This window comes from Stenotrophomonas sp. STEN014 (assembly GCF_056760315.1).
Map to the genome: position 1 here is coordinate 73,952 of NZ_JBRREN010000012.1, position 22,340 is coordinate 96,291.

The following is a 22,340-nucleotide window of genomic DNA, read 5'->3' on the forward strand; positions in this document are numbered from 1 at the left end:
TGGCCAGCAATCAATGACAAAGCGCCTTCGTGCGTGATAGCGGCGCGGGTCAGGGGCTGGCACGGTTTCGGGGCAGCGTGCCCTGCAAAAACCGGTATACGGATGCGCGCGCATGCTGCTGCGCCTGCGGGATGTCGCTGGCGTCGATGCGGCCATTGATCGAGCGCAGGATCAGGCCGCCAAGGATCAGCGTGTAGAAGTCCTTGGCCGCGGCCGCGTTGTCGTCAATGTGCAGCCGGCCGGCCAGCGCCTCGCGGGCGAAATACTGGCTGAGCAGTCTCTCCATCGGTTCCACCCCATGGGCCAGGAACCAGTCCCGCAGTTCGGGATGGGCCGGGCCCTCGGAAACGACGATGCGATGGCAGGCGATACGGACCGGGCTGAGGATTTCCTCGACCATCCGGCAGGCCGCGTTTTCCAGGGCCTGTTCCGGCGGCAGCGTGGATTGCAGCAGCTCCTCCACGCTTTGCCCGAAGTCGTGGATACTCTGCTCCATCAACGCGTGCGCCAGCCCTTCCTTGTCGCCGAAGGCCCGGTAAAGGGTGGCCATGGAGCCGCCGGCGCGCTTGACGATGTCCGACAGCCGCGCGCCCTGGTAGCCCTTTTCGTTGAGGACCTCGGTGGCCGCTTCGAGGAACTTTCCCATCCGCTGCTCGCCGCGGCGTTGCATGCCGACGACAGGCCGCGGTCGAAACGGGGACTTCACGCTGTCGGGAGAGCCGGGGGAGTCGGGGCTGGACATCGGGCGACCGCAGGCAGGAAGCAGACGCCAAGAGTAGCGCGTCACCGGCTCAGGAGTTGGCGATGCGGATGGCCGCGGCCGCCGTCAGCGGGGCGAGCACGGCACTGGCCACAAGGCCGGCGGCCAGCATGAGCAGGGCGCCGGTCGCATCCAGACCCTGCGCCGAGGCGGCTACGGCCCCGGCACCGAACACCAGGACCGGCACGTACAGCGGCAACACCAGCAGGGCAAGCAGGATGCCGGCGCGGCGCATGCCCACCGTCAGGGCCGCCACCACCGCGCCTAGCAGGCTCAGCAGTGGCGTCCCCAGGGCCAGCGAGGCCACCAGTACTGGCAGCTGGTCGCGCGGCAGCTGCATCAGTTCGGCCAGCAGCGGGCTCACCAGCACCAGCGGGAAGGCGGTGGTCAGCCAGTGCGAGAACACCCGCACCGCCACCAGCCAGGCCAGCGGTACCGGCGAGAGCAGCCATTGTTCGAGCGAACCGTCTTCGGCATCGCTGCGGAACAGGGTGTCCAGCGACAGCAGCCCCGCCAGCAGCCCCGACAGCCACAGCACCGCCGAAGCGACGCTTTGCAGCAGCCGGGGCTCGCCACCGAGCGCCAGCGCGAACAGGGCGACCACCAGCACCGCGAACAGCACCGGCTGGGCCGCATCGCCCCGCCGTCGCCACAGCAGTTTCAGGTCGCGCGCCAGCAGCGCCCTGGCCGCACCGAGCAGGGTGGGTTGCGGACCGGCCAGGCTCATGCGGCCTGCTCCTGTGACGGGTTTGCCAGTGTCAGCGTGCGGTTGCGTACCGGGGGCGCCGCATAGGCGCCGTGGGTGGTGACCAGCGCCGCGCCGCCGCTGCGCAGGTGGGCGGAAATCATCCGGTTCACCAGGTTGATACCTTCCAGATCGAGGTTGGCGTAGGGCTCGTCCAGCAGCCATACCGGAGCGGGCGAGAGCCACACGCGGGCCATGGACAGGCGCTTTTTCTGCCCGGCCGACAACTGCCTTACCAGCGTGTCCTCATAGCCGGCCAGGCCGGCAATGGCCAGCGCGTTGCCCGGCATCTGCCGTGCCCGCCGGCCGTGCAGGCCACACAGCAGGTGCAGGTTCTCCAGCGTGCCCAGATCCTGCTTGAGGGCGGTGAGATGGCTCAGATAGGCGATATAGCGCGAACGGTCGGCAGCGGCGGCCGGGCGCCCGTCGATTTCGATCTGGCCTTCATCGGCCCGCAGCAAGCCGGCCAGCACGCGCAGCAAAGTGGTCTTGCCCGCGCCGTTGCCGCCCTGGACCAGCAGCGCCTCACCGGCATCGACATGCAGATCGAGGGGGCCGAACACCGGGTCGTCGTCACGGCTGAAACGCAGGCCGCGCGCGGACAACAGCGGCGGGATGTTCGAAGTCTGGGTCATCGGGTCGGGCGCTTCCGTCCTTGGGTGGGAGCGCAGATATCGCTGGCGCATCGGGGCGCCGCCATTATAGCCGCGGGTGTGCGGCCGATCAGTGCGCTGCCCGGCGCTCTGCCCGCGGGCCCTTGTCGCCGCTTTTGCTTACACTCGCTGCTTTCTCCCCCGGCGCGTACGTACCGATGCAACCGCAGACCAAGCTGCCCAAGGTGGGCACCACCATTTTCACCGTGATGTCCCAGCTCGCTGCCGAACATGGCGCGGTCAATCTGGGCCAGGGGTTTCCCGATTTCCCGGCGCCGCAGCGGCTGATCGACGAAACCGCCAAAGCGATGCGCGAGGGCTTGAACCAGTACGCGCCGATGACCGGTGTGGCGCCGCTGCGCCAGGCCATCGCGCAGAAGGCGCTGGACTGCTATGGCGCGCAGGTCGATCCTGACAGCGAGATCACCGTGACCTCCGGCGGCACCGAGGCGATCTTCAACGCCATCCACGCGGTGGTGCGTGCCGGCGACGAGGTGATCGTGCTCGATCCGGCCTATGACTGCTACGAGCCGGCGATCGATCTGGCCGGCGCGCGCGCGGTGCATGTCGCGCTGGACCCGCAGACCTTCGCGGTGGACTGGGACAGGGTGCGCGCGGCGATCACGCCCAAAACCCGCATGCTGATGGTCAACACCCCGCACAACCCGTCCGGGGCGATGCTGTCGGCGGCCGACATGCAGGCGCTGATCGATGTGCTGCGTGGCACCGCCATCTACCTGATCTCCGACGAGGTCTACGAACACATCATCTATGACGGCGCCCGCCATGAATCGGCGCTGCGTTACCCGGAGCTGCGCGAGCGCGCGTTTGTGATCTCCAGCTTCGGCAAGACCTACCACTGCACCGGCTGGAAGATCGGCTACGCCATCGCGCCGCCGGCGCTGAGCGCCGAGTTCCGCAAGGTCCACCAGTACAACACCTTCACCACCTACAGCCCGGCGCAATATGGCTTTGCCGCGATGATCCGCGATGAGCCCGAACACCATCTGGAACTGGGTGCGTTCTACCAAGTCAAGCGCGACCGCTTCCGCGAGCAGCTGCTGACCACGCGGCTGACGCCGCTGCCGGTGCCGGGCGGCTACTTCCAGCTGGTGGACTACTCGGCGGTCAGCGATCTGCCGGACCATGAATTCGTGAAATGGCTGACCATCGAGAAGGGCGTCACCGCCATTCCGCTGTCGCCGTTCTATGAAACCCCGCCGGCTGGCCAGCGTCTGGTGCGGCTGTGCTTTGCCAAGAACGATGCGACGCTGGATGCCGCCATCGCACGGCTGCAGCAGCTGTGACGCCGGAGGTATCGGGCATGCAGGATCTGCGCATCTCGCTGGTACAGGGCGACACCCGCTGGCACGACCCGGCTGCCAACCGCGAGCACTATGCCGCGCTGCTGGCGCCGCTGGCCGGCAACACGGACCTGGTGATCCTGCCGGAGACCTTCACCAGCGGTTTTTCCAATGACGCCATCGACCAGGCCGAGGACATGGTCGGCCCGACCGTGGCCTGGATCCGTGCGCAGGCGCGCGCGCTGCGCGCGGTGGTCACCGGCAGCGTGCAGCTGCGGGTGGGCGAGGGCGTCTACAACCGGCTGTTGTGGGCCACGCCCGAGGGCGGGCTGCACTGGTACGACAAGCGCCATCTGTTCCGCTACGGCGGCGAGCACAAACGCTATGCGGCCGGCAATGCGCGGTTGTGTGTCGAGCTGAAGGGTTGGCGGATCAATCCGCAGATCTGCTACGACCTGCGCTTTCCAGTGTTCTGCCGCAACCGGTTTGATGTGGAACGGCCCGGACAGATGGACTTCGACCTGCAGATTTTCGTCGCCAACTGGCCGTCGGCGCGCGCCTATGCATGGCAGACGCTGGCGCGGGCGCGGGCGATCGAGAACCTGTGCTACGTGGCCATCGTCAATCGCGTGGGGGTGGATGGCAACGGTCTGCATTATTCCGGCGACAGCGCGGTGATCGACTTCCTGGGCCAGCCGCAACTGGAAATCCGCGAACGCGAACAGGTGGTCACCACCGCCATCTCGGCCGCGGCCCTGGCTGCGCACCGCGAGCGCTTCCCGGCGATGCTCGATGCCGATGATTTCATCCTGGCCGGCCCGGTGGTGGCTCGCTGAACGCAAACCGGCCGCGGCAGGCGCGGGCGGTCTGCATCGCATGGATGGGCTGCTACGCTCGCGGGCAGTCAATGACGAGGGCCGAACAGCATGAAACCGATTCTGGGCACGATGGCGCTGCTGGCGCTGACCGCCATGGCACCGGCCGCGCAGGCCGCCGGCAATATTGATTGTGAGCTGCGCTACAACCTGTCCGGCTGGTCGGCGTTCTACAAGACCGCCGAGGGCACGGGCACGATCCGCTGCGACAACGGCGCCAGCTTTCCGGTCAAGATCACCGCCAAGGGCGGCGGGCTGACCGTCGGGAAGACCTCCATCACCGACGGCCGGGGCAAGTTCACCGGTGCCTATTCGGTGAATGATCTGCTCGGTACCTACGCCGCTGCCGAGGTGCACGCCAGCGCCTCCAAGGCGACCGATGCCCAGGTGATGACCAAGGGCGATGTGTCGTTGGCGCTGGCCGGAACCGGGCAGGGCTGGAGTCTGGGGATCGGTTTTGGCAAGTTCGTGATCGAGCGCCGCTGAGCTTTGGCTCCCTCATCAGGAGCAAGCCCCGCCGCGCGGCGATGGCCATAAAAAACGCCCCGTTACCGGGGCGTTTTTCTTTTGCCGATCAGCGATCAGGCGCCGCGCGGACCGCGATTGCCACCGCCGCCGGGACGTCCACCGCCCCCCGGGCGACCGGCGCCACCGGGACGGTTGCCGCCCGGACGCGGGCCACCGGCAGGGCGACCGCCCGGACCACCGGGGCCGCGGCCCGGGCCACCGGGACGACCATTGCCGCTGGGACGGCCGCCGGCCGGGCGCGCGCTGCCATACGGACTGAACCCCGGATTGGCGTGGTCGGACGGGAAGCTGGGTGCATTGCCCGGATGACCGTACGGATGCGCCTTGCGCGGCTGGCCCTGGCCGGCCCCTGCGCCGCCTTGCGGTCGGCCCTGGCCCGGACCGCCGCGGCCGGGGCCACCGGCGTTCGCGCCGGGGCGCGGCTTGCCATACGGGCGGGCCTGGCCTTCACCGGCCGGGCCGCGGCCGGGGCCGCGATTGCCGCCCGGACCGGCATTGCGGTGGCCGCTCGGGCCGGTGCTGACGCCGTCCGGCACGTACCAGCTGCGGAACGCCGCCGGATTGCCTTCCGGCAGTGCGCGGTTGCCCTTGTCGGGGCGGGCCTTGAACGGACGCTGCGACTGCTTGGCCGCGGCTTCACCGCTGACGGTCAGGCCGCCCTTGTAGGCGCCGCCGGGCTTGCCGCCGCGACCACGGCCACGTTCTTCGCGCACGTTATCGAAGCGACGCAGTTCGCGGCCTTCATCGGCACTGTTGTGGCCGTTGACGTAGGCGTTGCCCCGGCCGCCATCGCGCGACACGCGCACGGTGGTCTTGGCCGCGCGGCGCTGCCCGATCACCGGCTGCAGGGTCAGGGCCGACGGGGTGCCTTCTTCCAGCTGCAGGTGGTTGCGCAGTGTGTTGACCTGGGCCGTGGCCAGTTCCACCGACTGGCCGCGCAGCAGTTCGCGCGGCAGCTCGATCTTGCCGTAGCGGGTGCGCTTGAGGCGGCTGACCTGGCAGCCCTGCGATTCCCACAGGCGGCGCACTTCGCGGTTGCGGCCTTCCTTGACCACCACGCGGAACCAGTCGTGCGAGTCGGTGCCGCCGATGCGCTCGATCTCGTCGAACTTGGCCGGGCCGTCTTCCAGGGCCACGCCACGGGCGAGGCGGTCGACGATGTTGTCCGGCACCTTCTCTTCGCCTTCCGGGGCGCGCACGCGCACCACGTACTCGCGCTCGACCTCGAAGGACGGGTGCATCATCGCGTTGGCCAGCTCACCGTCGGTGGTCAGCAGCAACAGGCCGGTGGTGTTGATGTCCAGGCGGCCGATGGCGATCCAGCGGGCGCCCTTGAGCGGCGGCAGCGCTTCGAAAACGGTCGGACGGCCTTCCGGGTCCTCGCGTGTGGTCACTTCACCTTCGGGCTTGTTGTAGATCAGCACGCGCGAGGGATCGGTCAGGGCGCTGGCGACAAAGCCGCGGCCATCGAGCTCGATCTTGTCGCCGCTCTTGATCGACATGCCGGTCTGCGCGGTTTCGCCATTGACCTTGACCAGACCGTCGGCGATGCGCTGCTCCAGTGCCCGGCGCGAGCCGAGGCCGGCCTGGGCCAGCACCTTGTGCAGGCGCTCTTCAAGTTTGGGCTGCTCGGCAGTGGCGTCGCGCTTGAGCGAGAGCTTGTTCAGTGCCGGTTTGCGGGGGGTGTCACTCATCTACTTGGCTCCGGCCGGCGTTTTCCGCGTCGGCCTGTTGTTCGGGATCGGCTTCGTCAACAGCCACGGTCGTCTTCGCGACGGCGTTGTTTTCGGTGTCTTCCACTTCCGCCGCGCGCTCTCCCGGCGCGGCGTCGGGTTCGCCCGTGAGGGCGGTATCGGATGCGGTCGCCGGCGAATCGGAAGATCCAGCGGCGACGGCGGTGTCTGTGTTGCTGCCTTGGCCTGCGCCCGCGTCATCGTTGGCCGCCGCGCCTGCGGTCAGCGGGGCGGCCGGTTGGCCGTCCTCGCCCAGTGGCAGTTGCGGCTCCAGCTCGCCCAGCTCGCGCAGTTCGGACAGCGGCGGCAGTTCGTCCAGGCGCTTGAGTCCGAAATAGTCCAGAAAGGCCTTGGTGGTGCCAAACAGCGCCGGCTTGCCGGGCACGTCGCGATGGCCGATCACGCGGATCCACTCGCGCTCTTCCAGGGCCTGGATGATGTTGCTGCTGACCGCCACGCCGCGCACCTGCTCGATTTCGCCGCGGGTGATCGGCTGGCGGTAGGCGATCAGTGCCAGCGTTTCCAGAGTGGCACGGGTGTAGCGGGTCTTGCGGTCGGTCCACAGCCGCGAGACCCAGCCGTGGACTTCGCCGGTGATCTGGTAGCGGAAGCCGGAGGCGACCTCCACCAGCTCCACGCCGCGCCCGCTGCAGGCCTCGGCCAGCAGCTCCAGGGCTCGCTCCACGCTGCCCGGCGGGGCCGGCTCGTCTTCCGGGAACAGGCTCTGCAGCTGCGACAGCGTCACCGGCTGGTGGGAGGCCAGCAACGCGGCTTCGACGATGCGGTTGATCAGCGGTTGATCCATGCGGCGGGTCGGTTGCTCAGGCGGGGTCGGGGGTGTCGGCGTCATCGAACTCGCTGGAGAATTGCAGCGGTGCGTTGGTGTTGCCGGCGGCCAGGGATTTGACGTAGATCGGCGCCAGTGGCGCTTCCTGCACGATGTCCAGCAGCTGTTCCTTGGCCAGTTCCAGCAACGCCAGGAAGGTGACCAGTACGCCGAGCTTGCCTTCATCGGCGGTGAACAGGGTCTCAAAACGGTAGAACTTGCCGTCTTCCAGGTAGCTGAGCACATCGCCCATGCGCTGCCGCACGCTCAATGCCTCGCGCTTGATGGCATGACCGCTGAACAGCTCGGCGCGCTTGAGTACGTCGTGCAGCGCCATCAGCATTTCTTTCAGCTCCACCGGTGGCGGCAGTTTCACCGCGGCGCGCTCCGGTACGAAGGCATGGCCGACGGCGGTGTCGCGGTCCTGGCGGGGCAGGGCGTCGATATCTTCGGCGGCCTGCTTGAAACGTTCGTACTCCTGCAGCCGGCGTACCAGTTCGGCACGTGGATCGGCCTCCTCGCCTTCCTCGGCCGGCGGACGCGGCAGCAGCATCCGCGACTTCACTTCGGCCAGGATCGCGGCCATCACCAGATACTCGGCCGCCAGCTCGAAGCGCAGCTCCTGCATCACGTTGATGTATTCCACGTACTGCTTGGTGATCTCGGCGACCGGGATATCCAGGATGTCCAGGTTCTGCCGGCGGATCAGGTACAGCAGCAGGTCCAGCGGGCCTTCAAACGCATCCAGGATGACTTCCAGCGCGTCCGGCGGGATATACAGGTCCTGCGGGATCTGCAGCACCGGCTGCCCATGCACCATCGCCAGCGGCATTTCCTGCTGCTGCGGAAAGTGAGGCGGCGTTGGCGGGTTCGCGTCGTGCGCGAGTTCGGCAGTCATCAGGTCGACATCGGGTGTTGCAGTGGCCGCACACATTCCCGGTTCCTGCCGGAAAGGATGCCGCCCTCAATATTGCAAGCCATGCGCGCCAGTCAGGCGTGCGTACACATATCAACAACTGGGCGCGCCGCAGGTCTGCGGCAACGTCATCACGAGGAGGTCGTCTACGCGGTCCGGGATGCGCTGTGGATCGGCGGTTCGACAGGAGGGCGGGGCCTGCTGCCGTACCGAGCCGCGACAGGCCGGCTGCGTGCAATGGTGCAAAGAGTAATGGCCGGGACCGGCCGATGTCCAGCGCCGTGACGCTAGACTGGTCGGGAATCCATTCAGCGGACAAAGCGAGGCAGCCCGTGTGGTACGTGATTGAAGGCTATGACGGTGAGCAGGTGCTGGAGGCCCGGATGGGCGCCCGCGCCGCCCATCTGGCGCGTTTGCAGGCGCTGTTGGCGCAGGGCAGGCTGTTGTTGGCCGGCCCCTGTCCTGCCATTGACGCTGAGGACCCCGGGGCGGCTGGCTTCAGCGGCAGCGTGGTCATCGCCGAATTCACCGACCTGCAGGCCGCGCGGGAATGGGCCGATGCCGATCCCTATGTCTCTGCCGGGGTCTATGCGCGGGTGGAAGTGCGTCCGTTCAGGAAGGTGCTGCCATGAACGCGGTCCGGGTGGAACGGATCCGTGAGGCGCTGCAGGCGGCATTCGCCCCGCAACTGCTGGAGGTCGAGGACGACAGCCATCGCCATGCCGGGCACGCCGGTGCGCGTGACGGGCGCGGGCATTTCAATGTGCATATCGTCAGTGCCGCCTTTGCGGGCAAGGCGCCGCTGGCACGGCACCGCGCGGTCTACGCCGCGCTGGGTGGGATGATGGAGACCGACATCCATGCGCTGTCGATCAAGGCGCACAGTCCCGACGAGGCGCCCTGACGCGATCAGGGCGGCACCAGGGGGTGGGGCGTCGCTGTCCTGTGGCGGTCATACGTTGTCCTGTTCATTTTCGGCGGCGATAACGGACGGTTTACAGTCCGGTCTGGAAACGCTTACATTCCGCCCAACCCGGGTCGACGGAGGGTGGGGCGGTGGCGCAGTCGGCAATCACCATCAAGGATGTTGCCCGCGAGGCGGATGTCTCGGTCGCCACCGTGTCACGGGCACTCAATGGCCATGCCAACGTCGCCGCGCCGGTCCGCCAGCGGGTGCTGGAGGCCGCCCGACGGCTGCGCTACGCACCCCATGCGGCGGCACGCAGTCTGAGCAGCCGTAGTACCCAGACCCTGGGCGTGGTGTTGCCCGACCTGCACGGCGAGTTCTTTTCCGAACTGATGCGCGGTATCGACGGTGCGGCGCGTGCGCGCAACCGCCATCTGCTGGTGTCCAGCTACCACGGCGACCAACAGCAGCAGGCGGCGGCATTGCAGGCCATGCGTGGCCGGGTCGATGGCCTTGTGGTGCTGTCCCCGTACGCGGTGGATTCGGATTTCCTGGTCGACAACCTGCCGCCGGCGCTGCCGACCGTACTGATCAACACCCCGCTGCCGGAAGGCGGATATCCCGCTTTCACCATCGACAACCACGCCGGGGCGCTGGCCATGACCGGCTACCTGCTGGGAGCCGGATACCGCCGCATCGCGTTCATTGCCGGGCCGCAGAACAACCACGATGCGCGCGAGCGTCTGCGCGGATTTCGCGAGGCGATGGCCGCGTTCGGTGCCGGCGCCGAGGCCATCGAGTTGCCGGGCAACTTTGACGAAGCGTCCGGACATCGCGCGGGCCTGGAGCTGTTGCGTGGCGCGCGGCTGCCCGATGCGATCTTTGCCGCCAACGACATGATGGCGCTGGGGTGCCTGTATGCGCTTGCACAGGCGGGTATCCGTGTGCCGGATCAGGTGGCGCTGGCCGGGTTTGACGACATCCCGCTGGCGCGTTTTGTTCACCCTTCATTGACCACGATGCAGGTGAGTATTGCTGAATTGGGCGAGCGGGCGATGTTGCACCTGTTGCAATTGATCGACAGCGATGGCGCGTTGGACACAACGCCCGGCGTGACGCTGGTTCCAAGCCTGGTCGTGCGTGATTCCACCGCTGCACGAAGTCCTTCAAGCCCGGCGCCTGGCGCAGGGATATCCGATTAACGAATCGCGCGGATAGCACTGCCTGCCCGCCGTCCACGGAGAAACCCCCCTCATGACAAGCCACCCCCCTCGCACCTCGCATCCCCCACGCGGATTGCTCAGCTGCGCCCTGGTCAGCTGCCTGCTGCTGGGCGCCGCGCCGGCCTTCGCGCAAAGCACCAGCGCCACGATCCGCGGCCAGGTGATGGCGGACTCCGCCCCGGCCGCACAGGCGCAGATCACCGCCACAAACCTTGCGACCGGCCTGAGCCGCACTGTGCAGAGCACTGCCAGTGGGGGCTATTCGCTGGCCGGCCTGCCGCCGGGCACCTACCGGCTGGATGTCGAGGCCGGCGGCAAGCGCAGCAGCCAGAACATCACCGTGCAGGTGGGACAGACGGCCACGCTGGATCTGGGCGTGGGCGGCGTCGCAGAAACCGCCGCCGGCGGGACGGCGACCACGCTGGATACTGTGCAGGTGGTGGCCAGTCCGGTTGAAACCCGCACCTCGGAAGTGGCCACTTACATCACCCGCAAGCAGATCGAAGCGCTGCCACAGGGCACCCGCAACTTCCTGGCCTTTGCCGATACCGTGCCGGGCATGCAGTTCACCCAGGATGCGGCCGGCAACACCAAGTTGCGTTCCGGCGCGCAGGGCAGCAGCGGCATCAATGTGTATATCGATGGCGTCGGCCAGAAGGGCTACACCCTGCCCGGTGGCGTGGGTGGACAGGACTCGACCCGCGGCAATCCGTTCCCGCAGTCGGCCATCGGCGAGTACAAGGTCATCACCTCCAACTACAAGGCCGAGTTCGACCAGATCAGCAGCGCCGCGGTGGTGGCGGCCACGCGCTCGGGCAGCAACGAGTTCGAGGGCAGCTTCTTCTGGGACCGCACCTCCACCGACTGGCGCACCGCGACCCCGGCCGAAGAGAAAGCCGGCGGCAAGAAAGTGCCCTCGAAGGAGGAGCAGTACGGTGTCTCCTTCGGTGGCCCGATCGTCCAGGATCGCCTGAACTTCTTTGTCGCCTATGAGGCCAAGGAGTACAGCACGCCCAAGACGGTAAGTCTGGGCGCGCAGGGGCGCTATGACCTGGCCGATATCCCGGCCGATATCCGCGACCAGATCGGTCCGGCCGCCTCGCCGTTCACCCAGGACATGTACTTCGGCAAGCTGACCTGGACGCCGGATGACCGCAACCTGGTCGAACTGTCCGCGCAGGTACGCAAAGAAGACGAGCGCATCGGTGTGGGTGACCAGAACACCGCGCAGCGGGCCACGATCAACCACAACGAGGTCAACCGCTACGACCTGCGCTGGCAATACAGTGCCGACACCTGGCTCAACGATGCGCATCTGACCTACGAGGACCTGTCGTGGGCACCGCAGCCGACCTTCGACGGCAACGGCTACATCCTCAACATCTCCCAGCCGACTGCCACTGACCGGCTCAACCTGGGCACGATCATCAACACCGGCGCCAGCCCCAACAACCAGGACAAGGGGCAGAAGGGCTGGTCGATCCAGAACGATTTCACCTTCACCGGCTGGCAGAACCACACCGTGAAGATGGGCGTGAAGTACAAGGCGGTCGACGTCAACGCGGTGGAGCGCAACTACTCCAATCCGCAGTTCTACTATGACCTGGCGACCGGCCTCCAGCAGCCGTACCGGGTCGAATTCGCCACCGGCGATCCCGGCACCTCGGGTGGTTTCACCACCTCGGCCAACAAGCAGTTCGGCGTCTATATCCAGGACGACTGGGAGGTCAACGAGCACCTGACCGTGAACTACGGCGTGCGCTGGGACTATGAGACCACGCCGAACTATGAGGATTTCGTCACGCCGGCGGCGCTGGCGAACGACATCCGCAACTATCCCAATTTCCAGAATGCCGACTGGAACCCGGATGACTACCTCTCCACCGGCAAGAACCGTGATGCGTTCAAGGGCGCCTGGCAGCCCCGTCTGGGCTTCTCCTACGACCTCAATGCCGACCAGCGCCACGTGATCTTTGGCGGTGCCGGCCGTGCCTATGACCGCAACCTGTTCGACTACCTGCAGATCGAGACCAACCGCACCTCGTTTGGCCGCTACAACTTCTATTTCACCGATGCCGATGGCCTCTGCCGCCGCCCGGGCAACGACTGCGTGGCCTGGGATCCGGGCTACCTGAATCCCGGCGCGCTGGACCAGCTGGCCGCAACCGTCGACCTGCCACGCGAGTGGTGGTTGAACAACAACGACCTGAAGGTGCCGTACTCGGACCAGTTCAGCCTGGGCATGCGCAATGCGTTCGAGCTGGGTGCGCAGACCTGGTACAGCGAGGTGACGCTGTCCTACGTCCGCAGTCACGATGGCATCACCGCGCGCCTGGGCAATCGCCGGCCGGACGGCTCGTTCCTGCCACCCGGCGGGACCTGGGGCACGCCGTGGGGCTTCGATCCGCCGTTTGGCCGCATCGTCCTGCTGGACAACATGTACGAGACCAAGACCAAGTCGGTGCTGCTGAAGCTGGACAAGCCGTTCAATGCCGCCTCGCGCTGGGGCGCGACGGTGGCCTACACCTATACCCGTGGCCGCCAGAACACCAATGCCGATGGCTGGATCGACATGTTCGAGTACCCCAATACCGGTTACTACGGCTGGTTGCCGGCGCGCGGCGTGCCCGAGCACCGGCTGGTGAGCACCGGCATCTGGGATGCGGGCTGGGGCGTCACCCTGTCGGGCAAGCTGACGCTGGAGTCCACCAAATACCGCAATGCCACCAACTGCCTGCCAGGCTGGGACGATTGCTTCATCGATCCCTACCAGCCCAATGGCAGCATCGGCTACAAGCGCTTCGATCTGGCCGCCAGCAAGGAATGGGATACGGGTACTTCGCTGAAGCTGCGGGTAAGGGCAGACCTGCTCAATGTGTTCGACTGGACCAACTGGGATGGCTATGACGACTGGTACGGCGGTCCGAACGAGCCCAATGTGAACTTTGGCCGCCATCAGGACGGCATCGTCGGCGGTACCCGCACCTTCAAGCTGTCTTTCGGACTGGACTGGTAAGTGCGGATCCCGGCCGCTGTCACGGCGGCCGGGACCTTTCGCACATGCGTCACCTGTTCCGTCGCGGGATCGTGGCGGCCTGACTCATCTTCATCTGGATGTTGCCTTGAGCATGCCGCGCCTCGTCTCGTTGCTGTGTAGCGTTGTCGCCGGTTTCGGACTGGTGCTGCTGGCTGGATGTGGCAAAGCGCCGGAGCCGCCGATGCCCAAGGTGTTGCCGCAGGTGATCCTGATCGAGGCCGACCTGCCGCCGCGGCCGATGAAGCCCGAGCTGCCGCCGCTGTTCGACGATATCGAGCGGCGCACGTTCCAGTATTTCTGGGACACCACCAACGAGCAGAACGGGCTGACACCGGACCGCTACCCGTCGCGGCCGTTCGCCTCCATCGCCTCGGTCGGTTTCGCGCTGACCGCCTATCCGATCGGTATCGAGAACGGCTGGATCAGCCGCAACCAGGCGATCGACCGCACCTTGCTCACGTTGAAGTTCTTCCGTGATCTGCCTTCGGGCCCGCAGCGCACCGGCAAAGGCGCCTACAAGGGCTTCTACTACCACTTCCTGGACATGCAGGAAGGCCGCCGCTACGACAGCTGGGTGGAGCTTTCCAGCGTCGACACCGCGCTGCTGCTGATGGGCGTGCTGTTCGCGCAGTCCTATTACGACGGCGACGATGCACGCGAGAAGGAGATCCGGCAGATCGCCGACACGATCTACCGGCGTACCGACTGGCAGTGGCTGCAACGCAACAAGCCGCTGGTGTCGATGGGCTGGTTTCCCGAGAGCGGCTTCATCGAGCACGACTGGATGGGCTACAACGAGGCGATGATGCTGTACGTGCTGGCGCTGGGTTCGCCGACCCATCCGGTCGGGCCGGATGCCTGGACGGTATGGGCGCGCACCTACGACAACGACTGGGGCGTGTTCCAGGGCCAGGAGTATCTGTCCTTCGGCCCGTTGTTCGGGCACCAGTACAGCCACGTCTGGATCGATTTCCGCGACATCCAGGATGCCTACATGCGCGAGCGCGGCATCGACTACTTCCTCAACAGCCGCCGGGCGACACTGGCCCAGCGCGAGTACGCCATCGCCAACCCGATGCAATGGAAGGACTACGGCGAGAACGTGTGGGGGCTGACCGCGGGCGACGGCCCGCAGAACACCACCCAGGAATACCGCGGCGAGCAGCGCCAGTTCCGCCACTATTCGGCCCGTGGCGCCGGTCTGCGCGAGAATTTCGACGATGGCACCATCGTGCCGTCGGCGGCGATTTCCTCGCTGCCGTTCGCGCCGGAGGTGGTGATTCCGGCAACGGTGGCGATGCACCAGCGTTATGGGGATTATCTGTATTCCAGCTATGGCTTTCTGGATTCGTTCAACCCCAGCTTCAACTACGATATCCCGCTCAAAACCGGGCGCCTGATTCCGGGTCGTGGCTGGGTCGCCAGCGATTACATCGCCATCGACCAGGGACCGATCCTGACGGGTATCGCCAACTACCGTGACGAGTTCGTCTGGAACGTGATGAAGAAGAACCCCTACATCCGCAAAGGACTGGAACGTGCCGGTTTCAGTGGGGGCTGGCTGGCGCCGGAAGGCGATAGCCAGCCGCTGCAGAAGGACGAACAGGCCGCCTCGGCACGCGCCTCCGGGATTGCCGAATCGCGTGCGGCGGCCGCCGAAGCGCAGAAGGCCGCCGCCGATCAGCCGGCGGCGTCCAAGCCGCACCAGCCTTAAGCAGCGCGATGATCCGCTGGCTGGCCGCCGTGATGCTGTTGCTGGTGATGGCCGGCTGCGCGCGGCCCGAGCAGGACACCACGCTGCGCTTCTGGGCGATGGGGCGCGAGGCCGAAGTGGTCGGCGAGCTGGTCCGCGAGTTCGAGGCGGAAAATCCCGGCCTCCGGGTCGAGGTGCAGAACATCCCGTGGACCGCGGCGCACGAGAAGCTGCTCACCGCCTATGCCGCCGAGGGTCTGCCGGATGTCTGCCAGCTGGGCAATACCTGGATTGCCGAATTCGCCACACTGCAGGCGCTGACCCCGCTGCAGTCCTACGTGGAGGCGTCAACGGTGGTGGAGCCTGCGGACTACTTCGCCGGTATCTGGGACACCAATGTCATCGACGGCCAACTGGCCGGTATCCCGTGGTACGTGGATACGCGGCTGCTGTTCTACCGCAAGGATCTGCTGCGGCAAGCCGGTTATGACCATCCGCCGCGGACCTGGGCCGAGTGGGAGCAGGTCAATGCCGCGCTGAAGAAGCGCATGGGCGATCGCGGCTATCCGGTATTGATGCCGTTGAACGAGTTCGAGCCCCAGTTGTCGTTTGCCCTGCAGCAGCACGATCCACTGCTGCGTGAGGGCGATACCCGCGGCAATTTCCGCAGCCCCGGGTTCCGGCGCACGCTGGCCTTCTACGAAAACATGTTCGCGCAGGGATGGGCGCCGAAGATGTCCGAGACGCAGATCTCCAACGTCTGGGACGAGTTCTTCCGCGGCTTCACCGCGTTCTATCTGTCCGGTCCCTGGAACATCCGTGAATTCCGCCAGCGCCAGCCTCCCGGGCTGGAGGGCGAATGGGGCACCGCGCCATTGCCCGGACCGCATGGCCCGGGTGCCGGCATCGCTGGCGGCACCAGCCTGGTGGTGTTCCGTTCCTCACAGAAAAAGGAGGCGGCATGGAAGCTCATCGAGTTCCTGTCGCGGCCGGAGATCCAGCAGCGCTTCTACACGATCATCGGCGACCTGCCGCCGCGTCGCAGCGCGTGGCAATCGCCGGAGCTGGTCAACGACCCGCTGACTGCCGCGTTCGCCGACCAGCTGGAACGCGTCAAACCCACGCCCAAGGTATTGGAATGGGAGCGCATCGCCCAGCAGATGCGGGTGGTGACCGAGCAGGTGGTGCGGGGCGGGTTGCCGCAGGACCGGGCGGTGGAGCAGCTGGACCAACAAGTCGATGAGATCCTGGCCAAGCGCCGCTGGATACAGGAGCGGCATGCCGACCAGGCGGCTGCCGGAGCGGGGCAATGAAGCGCCGTTCACTGGCGGGCTGGATCTTCGCCGCGCCGGCGCTGATCGTCATCGGGGTGTTCTTCGGCCTGCCGGTGCTGTCGGCGCTGGCGTTGAGCCTGACCGACTTCGACCTGTATGCGCTGGCCGATCCCCGCAACCTGCGTTTCGCCGGCCTGGACAACTACATCGACCTGCTGCGGACGCCGATCTTCTGGAAGTCGCTTGGCAATACCGCCTACTTCGTGCTGCTGGGCGTGCCGCTGTCGATCGCACTGTCGCTGGGCGCGGCGCTGCTGCTCAACGCGCCCGCCGCACGGTTCAAGGCGCTGTTCCGCACCGCGCTGTTCGCACCCGTGGTGACCACGCTGGTGGCGGTGGCGGTGATCTGGCGCTACCTGTTCCATACCCGCTACGGGCTGGTGAACTGGGGGCTGGAGCAGATCGGTCTCCATCCGGTGGACTGGCTGGGCGACCCGCGCTGGGCCATGCCGACCATCATCGGTTTCGCGGTGTGGAAGAACTTCGGCTACAACATGGTGATCTTTCTGGCCGGCCTGCAGGCGATTCCCAAGGACCTGTACGAGGCCGCGCGCATCGATGGTGCCTCGCGCTGGCAGCAGTTCCTGCATATCACCCTGCCGATGCTGGGGCCGGTGCTGCTGGTGGTGGGCGTAATCACCGTGTCCGGCTACTTCCAGCTGTTCGCCGAGCCGTACGTGATGACCCGCGGTGATCCGCTGCAGAGCACGGTGAGCGTGCTGTATTTCATGTTCGAGGAAGGCTTCAAATGGTGGAACCTGGGGCGCGCCTCGGCGGTGGCGTTCCTGCTGTTCCTGATCATTCTGGCGCTGACCACCCTGATGCTGCGCTTTGGCAAGCGCCGGGAGCTGGTATGAGTCACACCGGGAGCGGACGCGAGATTGGGCAGTCGCGTTGGCATGTGCTGTGGATCAATGGCGGACTGGCGGTGCTGGCGGTGGTGAGCCTGGCGCCGCTGGCGTGGATGCTGTCGGTGTCATTCATGCCCAGCGGTCAGGCCTCGCAGTTTCCGCCGCCGCTGCTGCCCGTGCAGACCACGCTGGACAACTACCGGACGCTGTTCGCGCGTACCGGCATGGGCGGCAACTTCCTCAACAGTCTGCTGGTATCGGTTGCGATCACGTTGGGCTCGCTGCTGTTCAACACGCTGGCCGGATATGCGTTCGCCAAGCTGCGGTTCGCCGGCCGGGAGCGGATCTTCCGGCTGCTGCTGGCCGCTTTGGTGATCCCCGCGCAGGTGGCGATGCTGCCGCTGTTCCTGCTGATGAAGCAGCTGGGCCTGGTCAATACGTTTGCCGGCGTGGTGATTCCGGCACTGGCCAGCGTGTTCGGAATTTTCCTCGTGCGCCAGTACGCACGCTCGATTCCCGATGAGCTGCTGGAAGCGGCGCGGATCGATGGGGCCAGCGAGGCGCGGATCTTCTTCCAGATCGTGCTGCCGATGCTCAAACCGGTACTGGTGACGCTGGCGATATTCACGTTCATGGGCACATGGAACGATTTCATGTGGCCGTTGATCGTATTGACCGACCAGGAACACTACACGCTGCCGGTGGCCTTGGCGTCGCTGTCGCGTGAGCACATCATGGACGTGGAAATGATGATGGCAGGGGCGGTGGTGACCGTGCTGCCGGTGCTGCTGCTGTTCCTGCTGCTGCAGCGTTATTACATACAAGGGCTGTTGCTCGGGAGTGTCAAAGGGTGAAGTGGTCGGCAATCATCGCAATGGTGGGGGGGCTGGGTCTGGCGATCGCGGCGCAGGCGCAAAGTGGTGCGCGGGTGCTGGCCAAGTTCGATGACGTCAATGCATGGCAGTTGATCACCTCCAACCAGGTCAGTGGCGCGTTGCGGCCGGTGATGGCCGGCAGCGGTCGCGCGCTGTGCCTGGACTACGACTTCCACGATGTCTCCGGCTATGTGGGCATCCGCCGGCCACTGGAAATGACCTGGCCGGAGAACTACCAGATGTCGTTCATGCTGCGCGGCGATTCGCCGGCCAACGACCTGCAGTTCAAGCTGATCGATGCCAGCGGCGACAACGTGTGGTGGGTCAACCGTCCCGGCTATGTGTTTCCGAAAGACTGGACCCAGGTGAGCTATCGCAAACGGCATATCGAAAAAGCCTGGGGCCCGGGCCAGGACAAGACCCTGCGGCGCACCACGGCGGTGGAGTTCACCCTCTACAGCAAGGTCGGTGGCAAGGGTACGGTGTGTTTCGACCGGCTGACGATGCAGGTGCTGCCCAAGGAAGACACCTCGGCGCTGACCACGAGCGTGATCGCCGATACCGCCACCGCGCTGCAGCAGCGGATCGCCGATGGCAAGCCCGATACGGTGTGGATCAGTGGCGGCGTGAAACAGCAGACCATCAGCCTGGATCTGGGCAAGGTGCGCGAGTTTGGCGGCGCGGTGATCCAGTGGGTCCCCGGGCTGGAGGCATCGCGCTACGTGGTGCAGGCCTCGCGCGATGGACGCGACTGGCAGAAGATCCGCGAAGTGGTGGCCGGAGGCGGCGGACGCGACTGGCTGGCCTTGCCGGAGACGGAGGCGCGCTATCTGCGTTTCGACCTGGTCGATGGTCCCAGTTGGCGCTACGGCATCCGCGATATCAGCCTCAAGCCGCTGGCGTTCGCGGCCACGCCCAACGATTTCATCCGCTCGCTGGCGCAGGAGCTGCCGCGAGGGGCGCTGCCGCGCGGTTTCAGTGGCGAGCAGCCATACTGGACCCTGCTGGGCCTGGACGGGGGCCACGAGCAGGCGCTGATGGGCGAGGACGGCGCGCTGGAGGCGGTCAAATCCGGCTTCAGCATCGAGCCGTTCGTGGTGCTCGATGGCAAGGTGCTGGGCTGGGCCGACGTGAAAGCCAGTCAGCAACTGCAGGATGGCTATCTGCCCATTCCCTCGGTGCAGTGGCAGCATGACCAGCTTGGTCTGACGGTCACCGGGTTCGTGCAAGGCCGCCCCGAGCAGGCGCAGCTGGTGGCCCGCTACCGGCTGCACAATCCGGACAGGGTCGCCCACGACTACACCTTGGCGTTGGCCGTGCGTCCGTTCCAGGTCAACCCACCCGGCCAGTTCCTCAACACCGTGGGGGGCGTCAGCCGGATCGAGCGATTGGCGATCCAGGATGGCAAGGTCAGCGTCAATGGCACGCTGCAGGCATTTGCCACGCTCAAGCCCGATGCCGAGTTTGCCAGCGCCTTCGACAGCAAGCTGGAGGTCACCCACTTGGCCGGCAAGAGTCTGCCGCCGACCCGCGAGGTGCGTGACGGCACCGGCCTGGCGTCCGGCGCGATGCTCTACACGTGGAAGCTGGAGCCGGGGCAGAGCCGCGAAGTGGCACTGGTGCTGCCGCAGCGGGGCGCCTGGCAGATGCCGGCGGCGTTCGATGCGGACAAGGCGCAAAAGCAGGTCGCCACGATGTGGCGGCAGAAACTGGACCAGGTGCGGCTGCAGCTGCCTGCCGCAGGCCAACCGCTGGCCGACACCTTGCGCACGGCGCTGGCGCACATGCTGATCTCCCGCGTCGGTTCAAGCCTGCAGCCGGGCACGCGCTCGTACGCGCGCAGCTGGATCCGCGATGGCGCGATGATTTCCGAAGGCCTGTTGCGCATGGGCCGAAGTGATGCGGTACGCAGCTATGTGGACTGGTATGCGCCCTACCAGTTCGACAACGGCATGGTGCCGTGTTGTGTGGATGCGCGCGGCAGTGATCCGGTGCCGGAGAACGACAGCCATGGCGAGCTGATCTACACCATCGCCGAGTACTGGCGGCATACCGGCGACCGCGCTTTCCTCGAGCGCATGTGGCCGCATGTGCTGGCTGCTTGGGGGTATATGGAAGACCTTCGCCTGGGCGAGCGGACCGAGGAGAACCGCGCGCGGCATCCGGGCTTCTACGGCATGATGCCGGCCTCGATCAGCCACGAAGGCTATTCGGCCAAGCCGGTGCATTCGTACTGGGACGGTTTCTGGGCGCTGCGCGGTTACAAGGACGCGGCGGCGATGGCGGTGGCGCTGGGACTGGAGACCGAGGCGCTGGCGATGGCCGAGTCGCGCGACCAGTTCCAGCAGGACCTGCAGCAGTCGCTGCTGGAAACCATGAAGGCCCATCGCATCGACTATCTGCCCGGTTCGGTGGAACTGGGCGACTTCGATCCGACTTCGACCACGATCGCGCTGGCGCCGGGCGGCGAGCAGGGGCGGCTGCCGCAACCGGCGCTGGACAACACTTTCGAGCGCTACTGGCAGCAATTCCTCGCCCGCCGTGACGGCAAGCGCGACTGGAAGGACTACACGCCCTACGAATGGCGCAATGTCGGGGCGTTCGTGCGCCTGGGTTGGCGCGAGCGGGCCCAGCAGGCCAGCGAATACTTCTTCAAGGATCGCGCGCCGGCCGGCTGGAACCAGTGGGCCGAAGTGGTGTCACGCACCCCGCGCGAACCGTTCTTTGTCGGCGACCTGCCGCATGCCTGGGTGGCGTCGGACTTCGTGCGTTCGGCGCTGGACATGTTCGCCTACGAGCGTGAATTGGACGAGTCGATCGTGCTGGCCGCCGGGGTGCCGGTGGCCTGGTTGTCCGGCAAGGGCATTGCCATTGAGGGCCTGCATACCGCGCATGGCCCCTTGAAATTCAGCCTGGTCCGCAGCGAGCGTCGCTTGACCTTGCAGGTGGCCGACGGCCTGCAGCTTCCGCCCGGCGGGCTGGTGTTGCCGTGGCCCTACGAGGGTGAGCCGGGGGCGGCCACGATCAATGGCGAGCCGGTACCGTGGTCGGGCAGGGAGCTGCGGATCGGCGGCGTGCCGGCCAAGGTCGAGATCGACATGCCGGCGCAGGTGCGGCGCGATGAGCGCTCACGCCGCTGAGGTAGGCGGGACCGATCTGCGCAAATAAAAACTGCGCCTCGCAGGCGAGGCGCATTAAGCCGGCGGGAAAGGAGAGGGGGATTCCCGCGGTACTTTCAGAAAATCAGCCGGCGCGGGCAGCGCGCGCGGTACGGACGATTTCCGCCGCGGCAGCGGCCGAGCGCTTGACCTCATCCCACTGGCCGGCGCGGATCCAGCTGTCCTGGACCATCCACGATCCGCCGATGCAGACCACGTTCTTCTGCGACAGGTAGTCGCCGGCGGTGGCTTCGGTGATGCCGCCGGTGGGGCACAGCTTCAGTTCCGGGATCGGCCCGGCCACGCCCTTGATCATCGCCAGCCCGCCCACGGCGGTGGCCGGGAACAGCTTGCAGATGCGGAAACCGCGCGCGACCAGCGTCAGCAGTTCGGTCGGGGAGGCCGCGCCGGGCACGACCGGCAGCGGCGCGGCGGCCAGCGCCTCGGCCATGTGCGCCGGGGTGCCCGGTGTCACCAGGAAATCGGCACCGGCATCGATGGCGCGCTGCATCTGTTCGACCGTCAGCACGGTACCGGCGCCGACCACGACGTCGGGCAGCTCGCGCTTGAGCATGGCCAGCGCCTCCATCGCCACCGGTGTGCGCAGCGTCAGTTCGATGGCCGGCAGGCCACCTTCAAGCAGCGCGGCGCTGACCGCCCGTGCCTGGTCCAGGGTATGGACGGTGACCACGGGCAGAATGCCGGCTGCGGTGAGCAGCTGTTCGGCGCGATCCTGGAGCTGGGCGATACTCATGGGGTTCCTCTTGAAGCGGTGGGGGGGCGCCCCCGAGGCGGGGGGCGGGGGGGGGGGGGGCGTGGGGGGGTGGGGGGGGGCGGGGGCGCGGGCGGGGGGGGCGGGGCCGGCGGGGGCCCCGGGGGGGGGGGGGGGGCCGGGGCGGGGGGGGGGGGGGGGGGGGGGGGG

Annotated in this window: 19 protein-coding genes; 12 read left to right on the plus strand and 7 right to left on the minus strand. The window is 66.8% G+C overall.

What is annotated here, in order from left to right:
- Window positions 1–49: 49 nt before the first annotated feature.
- The 3 genes from ACVOMC_RS14785 to ccmA all read right to left on the minus strand — a co-directional run bounded on the left by ACVOMC_RS14785 (window position 50) and on the right by ccmA (window position 2,140).
- A complete protein-coding gene (locus ACVOMC_RS14785) occupies window positions 50–646 on the minus strand; it encodes a TetR/AcrR family transcriptional regulator (RefSeq protein ID WP_481524555.1) in 597 nt (198 codons plus the stop codon).
- A gap of 145 nt (window positions 647–791) precedes the next feature.
- Entirely contained in the window at window positions 792–1,487 is a 696-nt protein-coding gene (gene ccmB, locus ACVOMC_RS14790) for a heme exporter protein CcmB (protein ID WP_481524556.1), read from the minus strand.
- A complete protein-coding gene (gene ccmA / locus ACVOMC_RS14795; RefSeq protein WP_481524557.1) occupies window positions 1,484–2,140 on the minus strand; it encodes a heme ABC exporter ATP-binding protein CcmA in 657 nt (218 codons plus the stop codon). The genes ccmB and ccmA overlap by 4 nt, the downstream gene beginning before the upstream one ends.
- A 176-nt stretch (window positions 2,141–2,316) precedes the next feature.
- On the opposite strand from ccmA, the gene ACVOMC_RS14800 reads away from it, so the two are divergent.
- From ACVOMC_RS14800 to ACVOMC_RS14810, 3 genes are all read left to right on the plus strand, one after another.
- The gene (locus ACVOMC_RS14800; protein WP_481524558.1) at window positions 2,317–3,465 is read left to right on the plus strand and encodes a pyridoxal phosphate-dependent aminotransferase; all 1,149 of its coding nucleotides are present in this window, start codon (window positions 2,317–2,319) and stop codon (window positions 3,463–3,465) included.
- A gap of 17 nt (window positions 3,466–3,482) precedes the next feature.
- Entirely contained in the window at window positions 3,483–4,298 is an 816-nt protein-coding gene (locus tag ACVOMC_RS14805; protein ID WP_481524559.1) for an amidohydrolase, read from the plus strand.
- 90 nt (window positions 4,299–4,388) lie between these two features.
- Window positions 4,389–4,823 (plus strand): hypothetical protein, encoded by a 435-nt coding sequence (locus ACVOMC_RS14810; RefSeq protein ID WP_054660014.1) that lies wholly within the window; start codon window positions 4,389–4,391, stop codon window positions 4,821–4,823.
- A gap of 95 nt (window positions 4,824–4,918) precedes the next feature.
- Here the strand turns inward: ACVOMC_RS14810 and rluB are convergent, their stop codons facing one another.
- From rluB to ACVOMC_RS14825, 3 genes are read right to left on the minus strand one after another with little or no spacing between them, the layout of a single operon-like run.
- Complete coding sequence (gene rluB, locus ACVOMC_RS14815; RefSeq protein WP_057505986.1) at window positions 4,919–6,559, minus strand: 23S rRNA pseudouridine(2605) synthase RluB; 1,641 nt, start codon at window positions 6,557–6,559, stop codon at window positions 4,919–4,921.
- Window positions 6,552–7,403: an SMC-Scp complex subunit ScpB gene (scpB, locus tag ACVOMC_RS14820; RefSeq protein WP_054657607.1), complete on the minus strand. Its 852-nt coding sequence runs from the start codon at window positions 7,401–7,403 to the stop codon at window positions 6,552–6,554. Before scpB ends, rluB begins: the two co-directional genes overlap by 8 nt.
- Before the next feature lie 16 nt (window positions 7,404–7,419).
- Entirely contained in the window at window positions 7,420–8,322 is a 903-nt protein-coding gene (locus ACVOMC_RS14825) for a segregation and condensation protein A (RefSeq protein ID WP_481524560.1), read from the minus strand.
- A gap of 350 nt (window positions 8,323–8,672) precedes the next feature.
- Between ACVOMC_RS14825 and ACVOMC_RS14830 the strand changes: the two genes are divergently transcribed.
- From ACVOMC_RS14830 to ACVOMC_RS14870, 9 genes are all read left to right on the plus strand, one after another.
- A complete protein-coding gene (locus tag ACVOMC_RS14830; protein WP_481524561.1) occupies window positions 8,673–8,972 on the plus strand; it encodes a YciI family protein in 300 nt (99 codons plus the stop codon).
- Entirely contained in the window at window positions 8,969–9,244 is a 276-nt protein-coding gene (locus ACVOMC_RS14835; protein ID WP_481524562.1) for a BolA family protein, read from the plus strand. Before ACVOMC_RS14830 ends, ACVOMC_RS14835 begins: the two co-directional genes overlap by 4 nt.
- A gap of 152 nt (window positions 9,245–9,396) precedes the next feature.
- On the plus strand, window positions 9,397–10,449 hold the full coding sequence (locus ACVOMC_RS14840; protein ID WP_481524563.1) for a LacI family DNA-binding transcriptional regulator: 1,053 nt from the start codon (window positions 9,397–9,399) through the stop codon (window positions 10,447–10,449).
- 52 nt (window positions 10,450–10,501) lie between these two features.
- Window positions 10,502–13,486, plus strand: a complete 2,985-nt coding sequence (locus tag ACVOMC_RS14845) for a TonB-dependent receptor (protein ID WP_481524564.1) — start codon at window positions 10,502–10,504, stop codon at window positions 13,484–13,486.
- 112 nt (window positions 13,487–13,598) lie between these two features.
- Entirely contained in the window at window positions 13,599–15,221 is a 1,623-nt protein-coding gene (locus ACVOMC_RS14850) for a glucoamylase family protein (RefSeq protein WP_481524568.1), read from the plus strand.
- Between the two features lie 11 nt (window positions 15,222–15,232).
- Window positions 15,233–16,513, plus strand: coding sequence for a sugar ABC transporter substrate-binding protein (locus tag ACVOMC_RS14855; RefSeq protein WP_481524569.1), 1,281 nt, complete (start codon window positions 15,233–15,235; stop codon window positions 16,511–16,513).
- Entirely contained in the window at window positions 16,510–17,391 is an 882-nt protein-coding gene (locus ACVOMC_RS14860) for a carbohydrate ABC transporter permease (protein ID WP_481524565.1), read from the plus strand. Before ACVOMC_RS14855 ends, ACVOMC_RS14860 begins: the two co-directional genes overlap by 4 nt.
- Complete coding sequence (locus tag ACVOMC_RS14865) at window positions 17,388–18,239, plus strand: carbohydrate ABC transporter permease (RefSeq protein ID WP_481524566.1); 852 nt, start codon at window positions 17,388–17,390, stop codon at window positions 18,237–18,239. Before ACVOMC_RS14860 ends, ACVOMC_RS14865 begins: the two co-directional genes overlap by 4 nt.
- Window positions 18,240–18,259: 20 nt before the next feature.
- The gene (locus tag ACVOMC_RS14870; protein ID WP_481524570.1) at window positions 18,260–21,400 is read left to right on the plus strand and encodes a discoidin domain-containing protein; all 3,141 of its coding nucleotides are present in this window, start codon (window positions 18,260–18,262) and stop codon (window positions 21,398–21,400) included.
- A gap of 103 nt (window positions 21,401–21,503) precedes the next feature.
- Here the strand turns inward: ACVOMC_RS14870 and eda are convergent, their stop codons facing one another.
- Window positions 21,504–22,172, minus strand: coding sequence for a bifunctional 4-hydroxy-2-oxoglutarate aldolase/2-dehydro-3-deoxy-phosphogluconate aldolase (gene eda / locus ACVOMC_RS14875; protein WP_057505990.1), 669 nt, complete (start codon window positions 22,170–22,172; stop codon window positions 21,504–21,506).
- Window positions 22,173–22,340 lie beyond the last annotated feature (168 nt).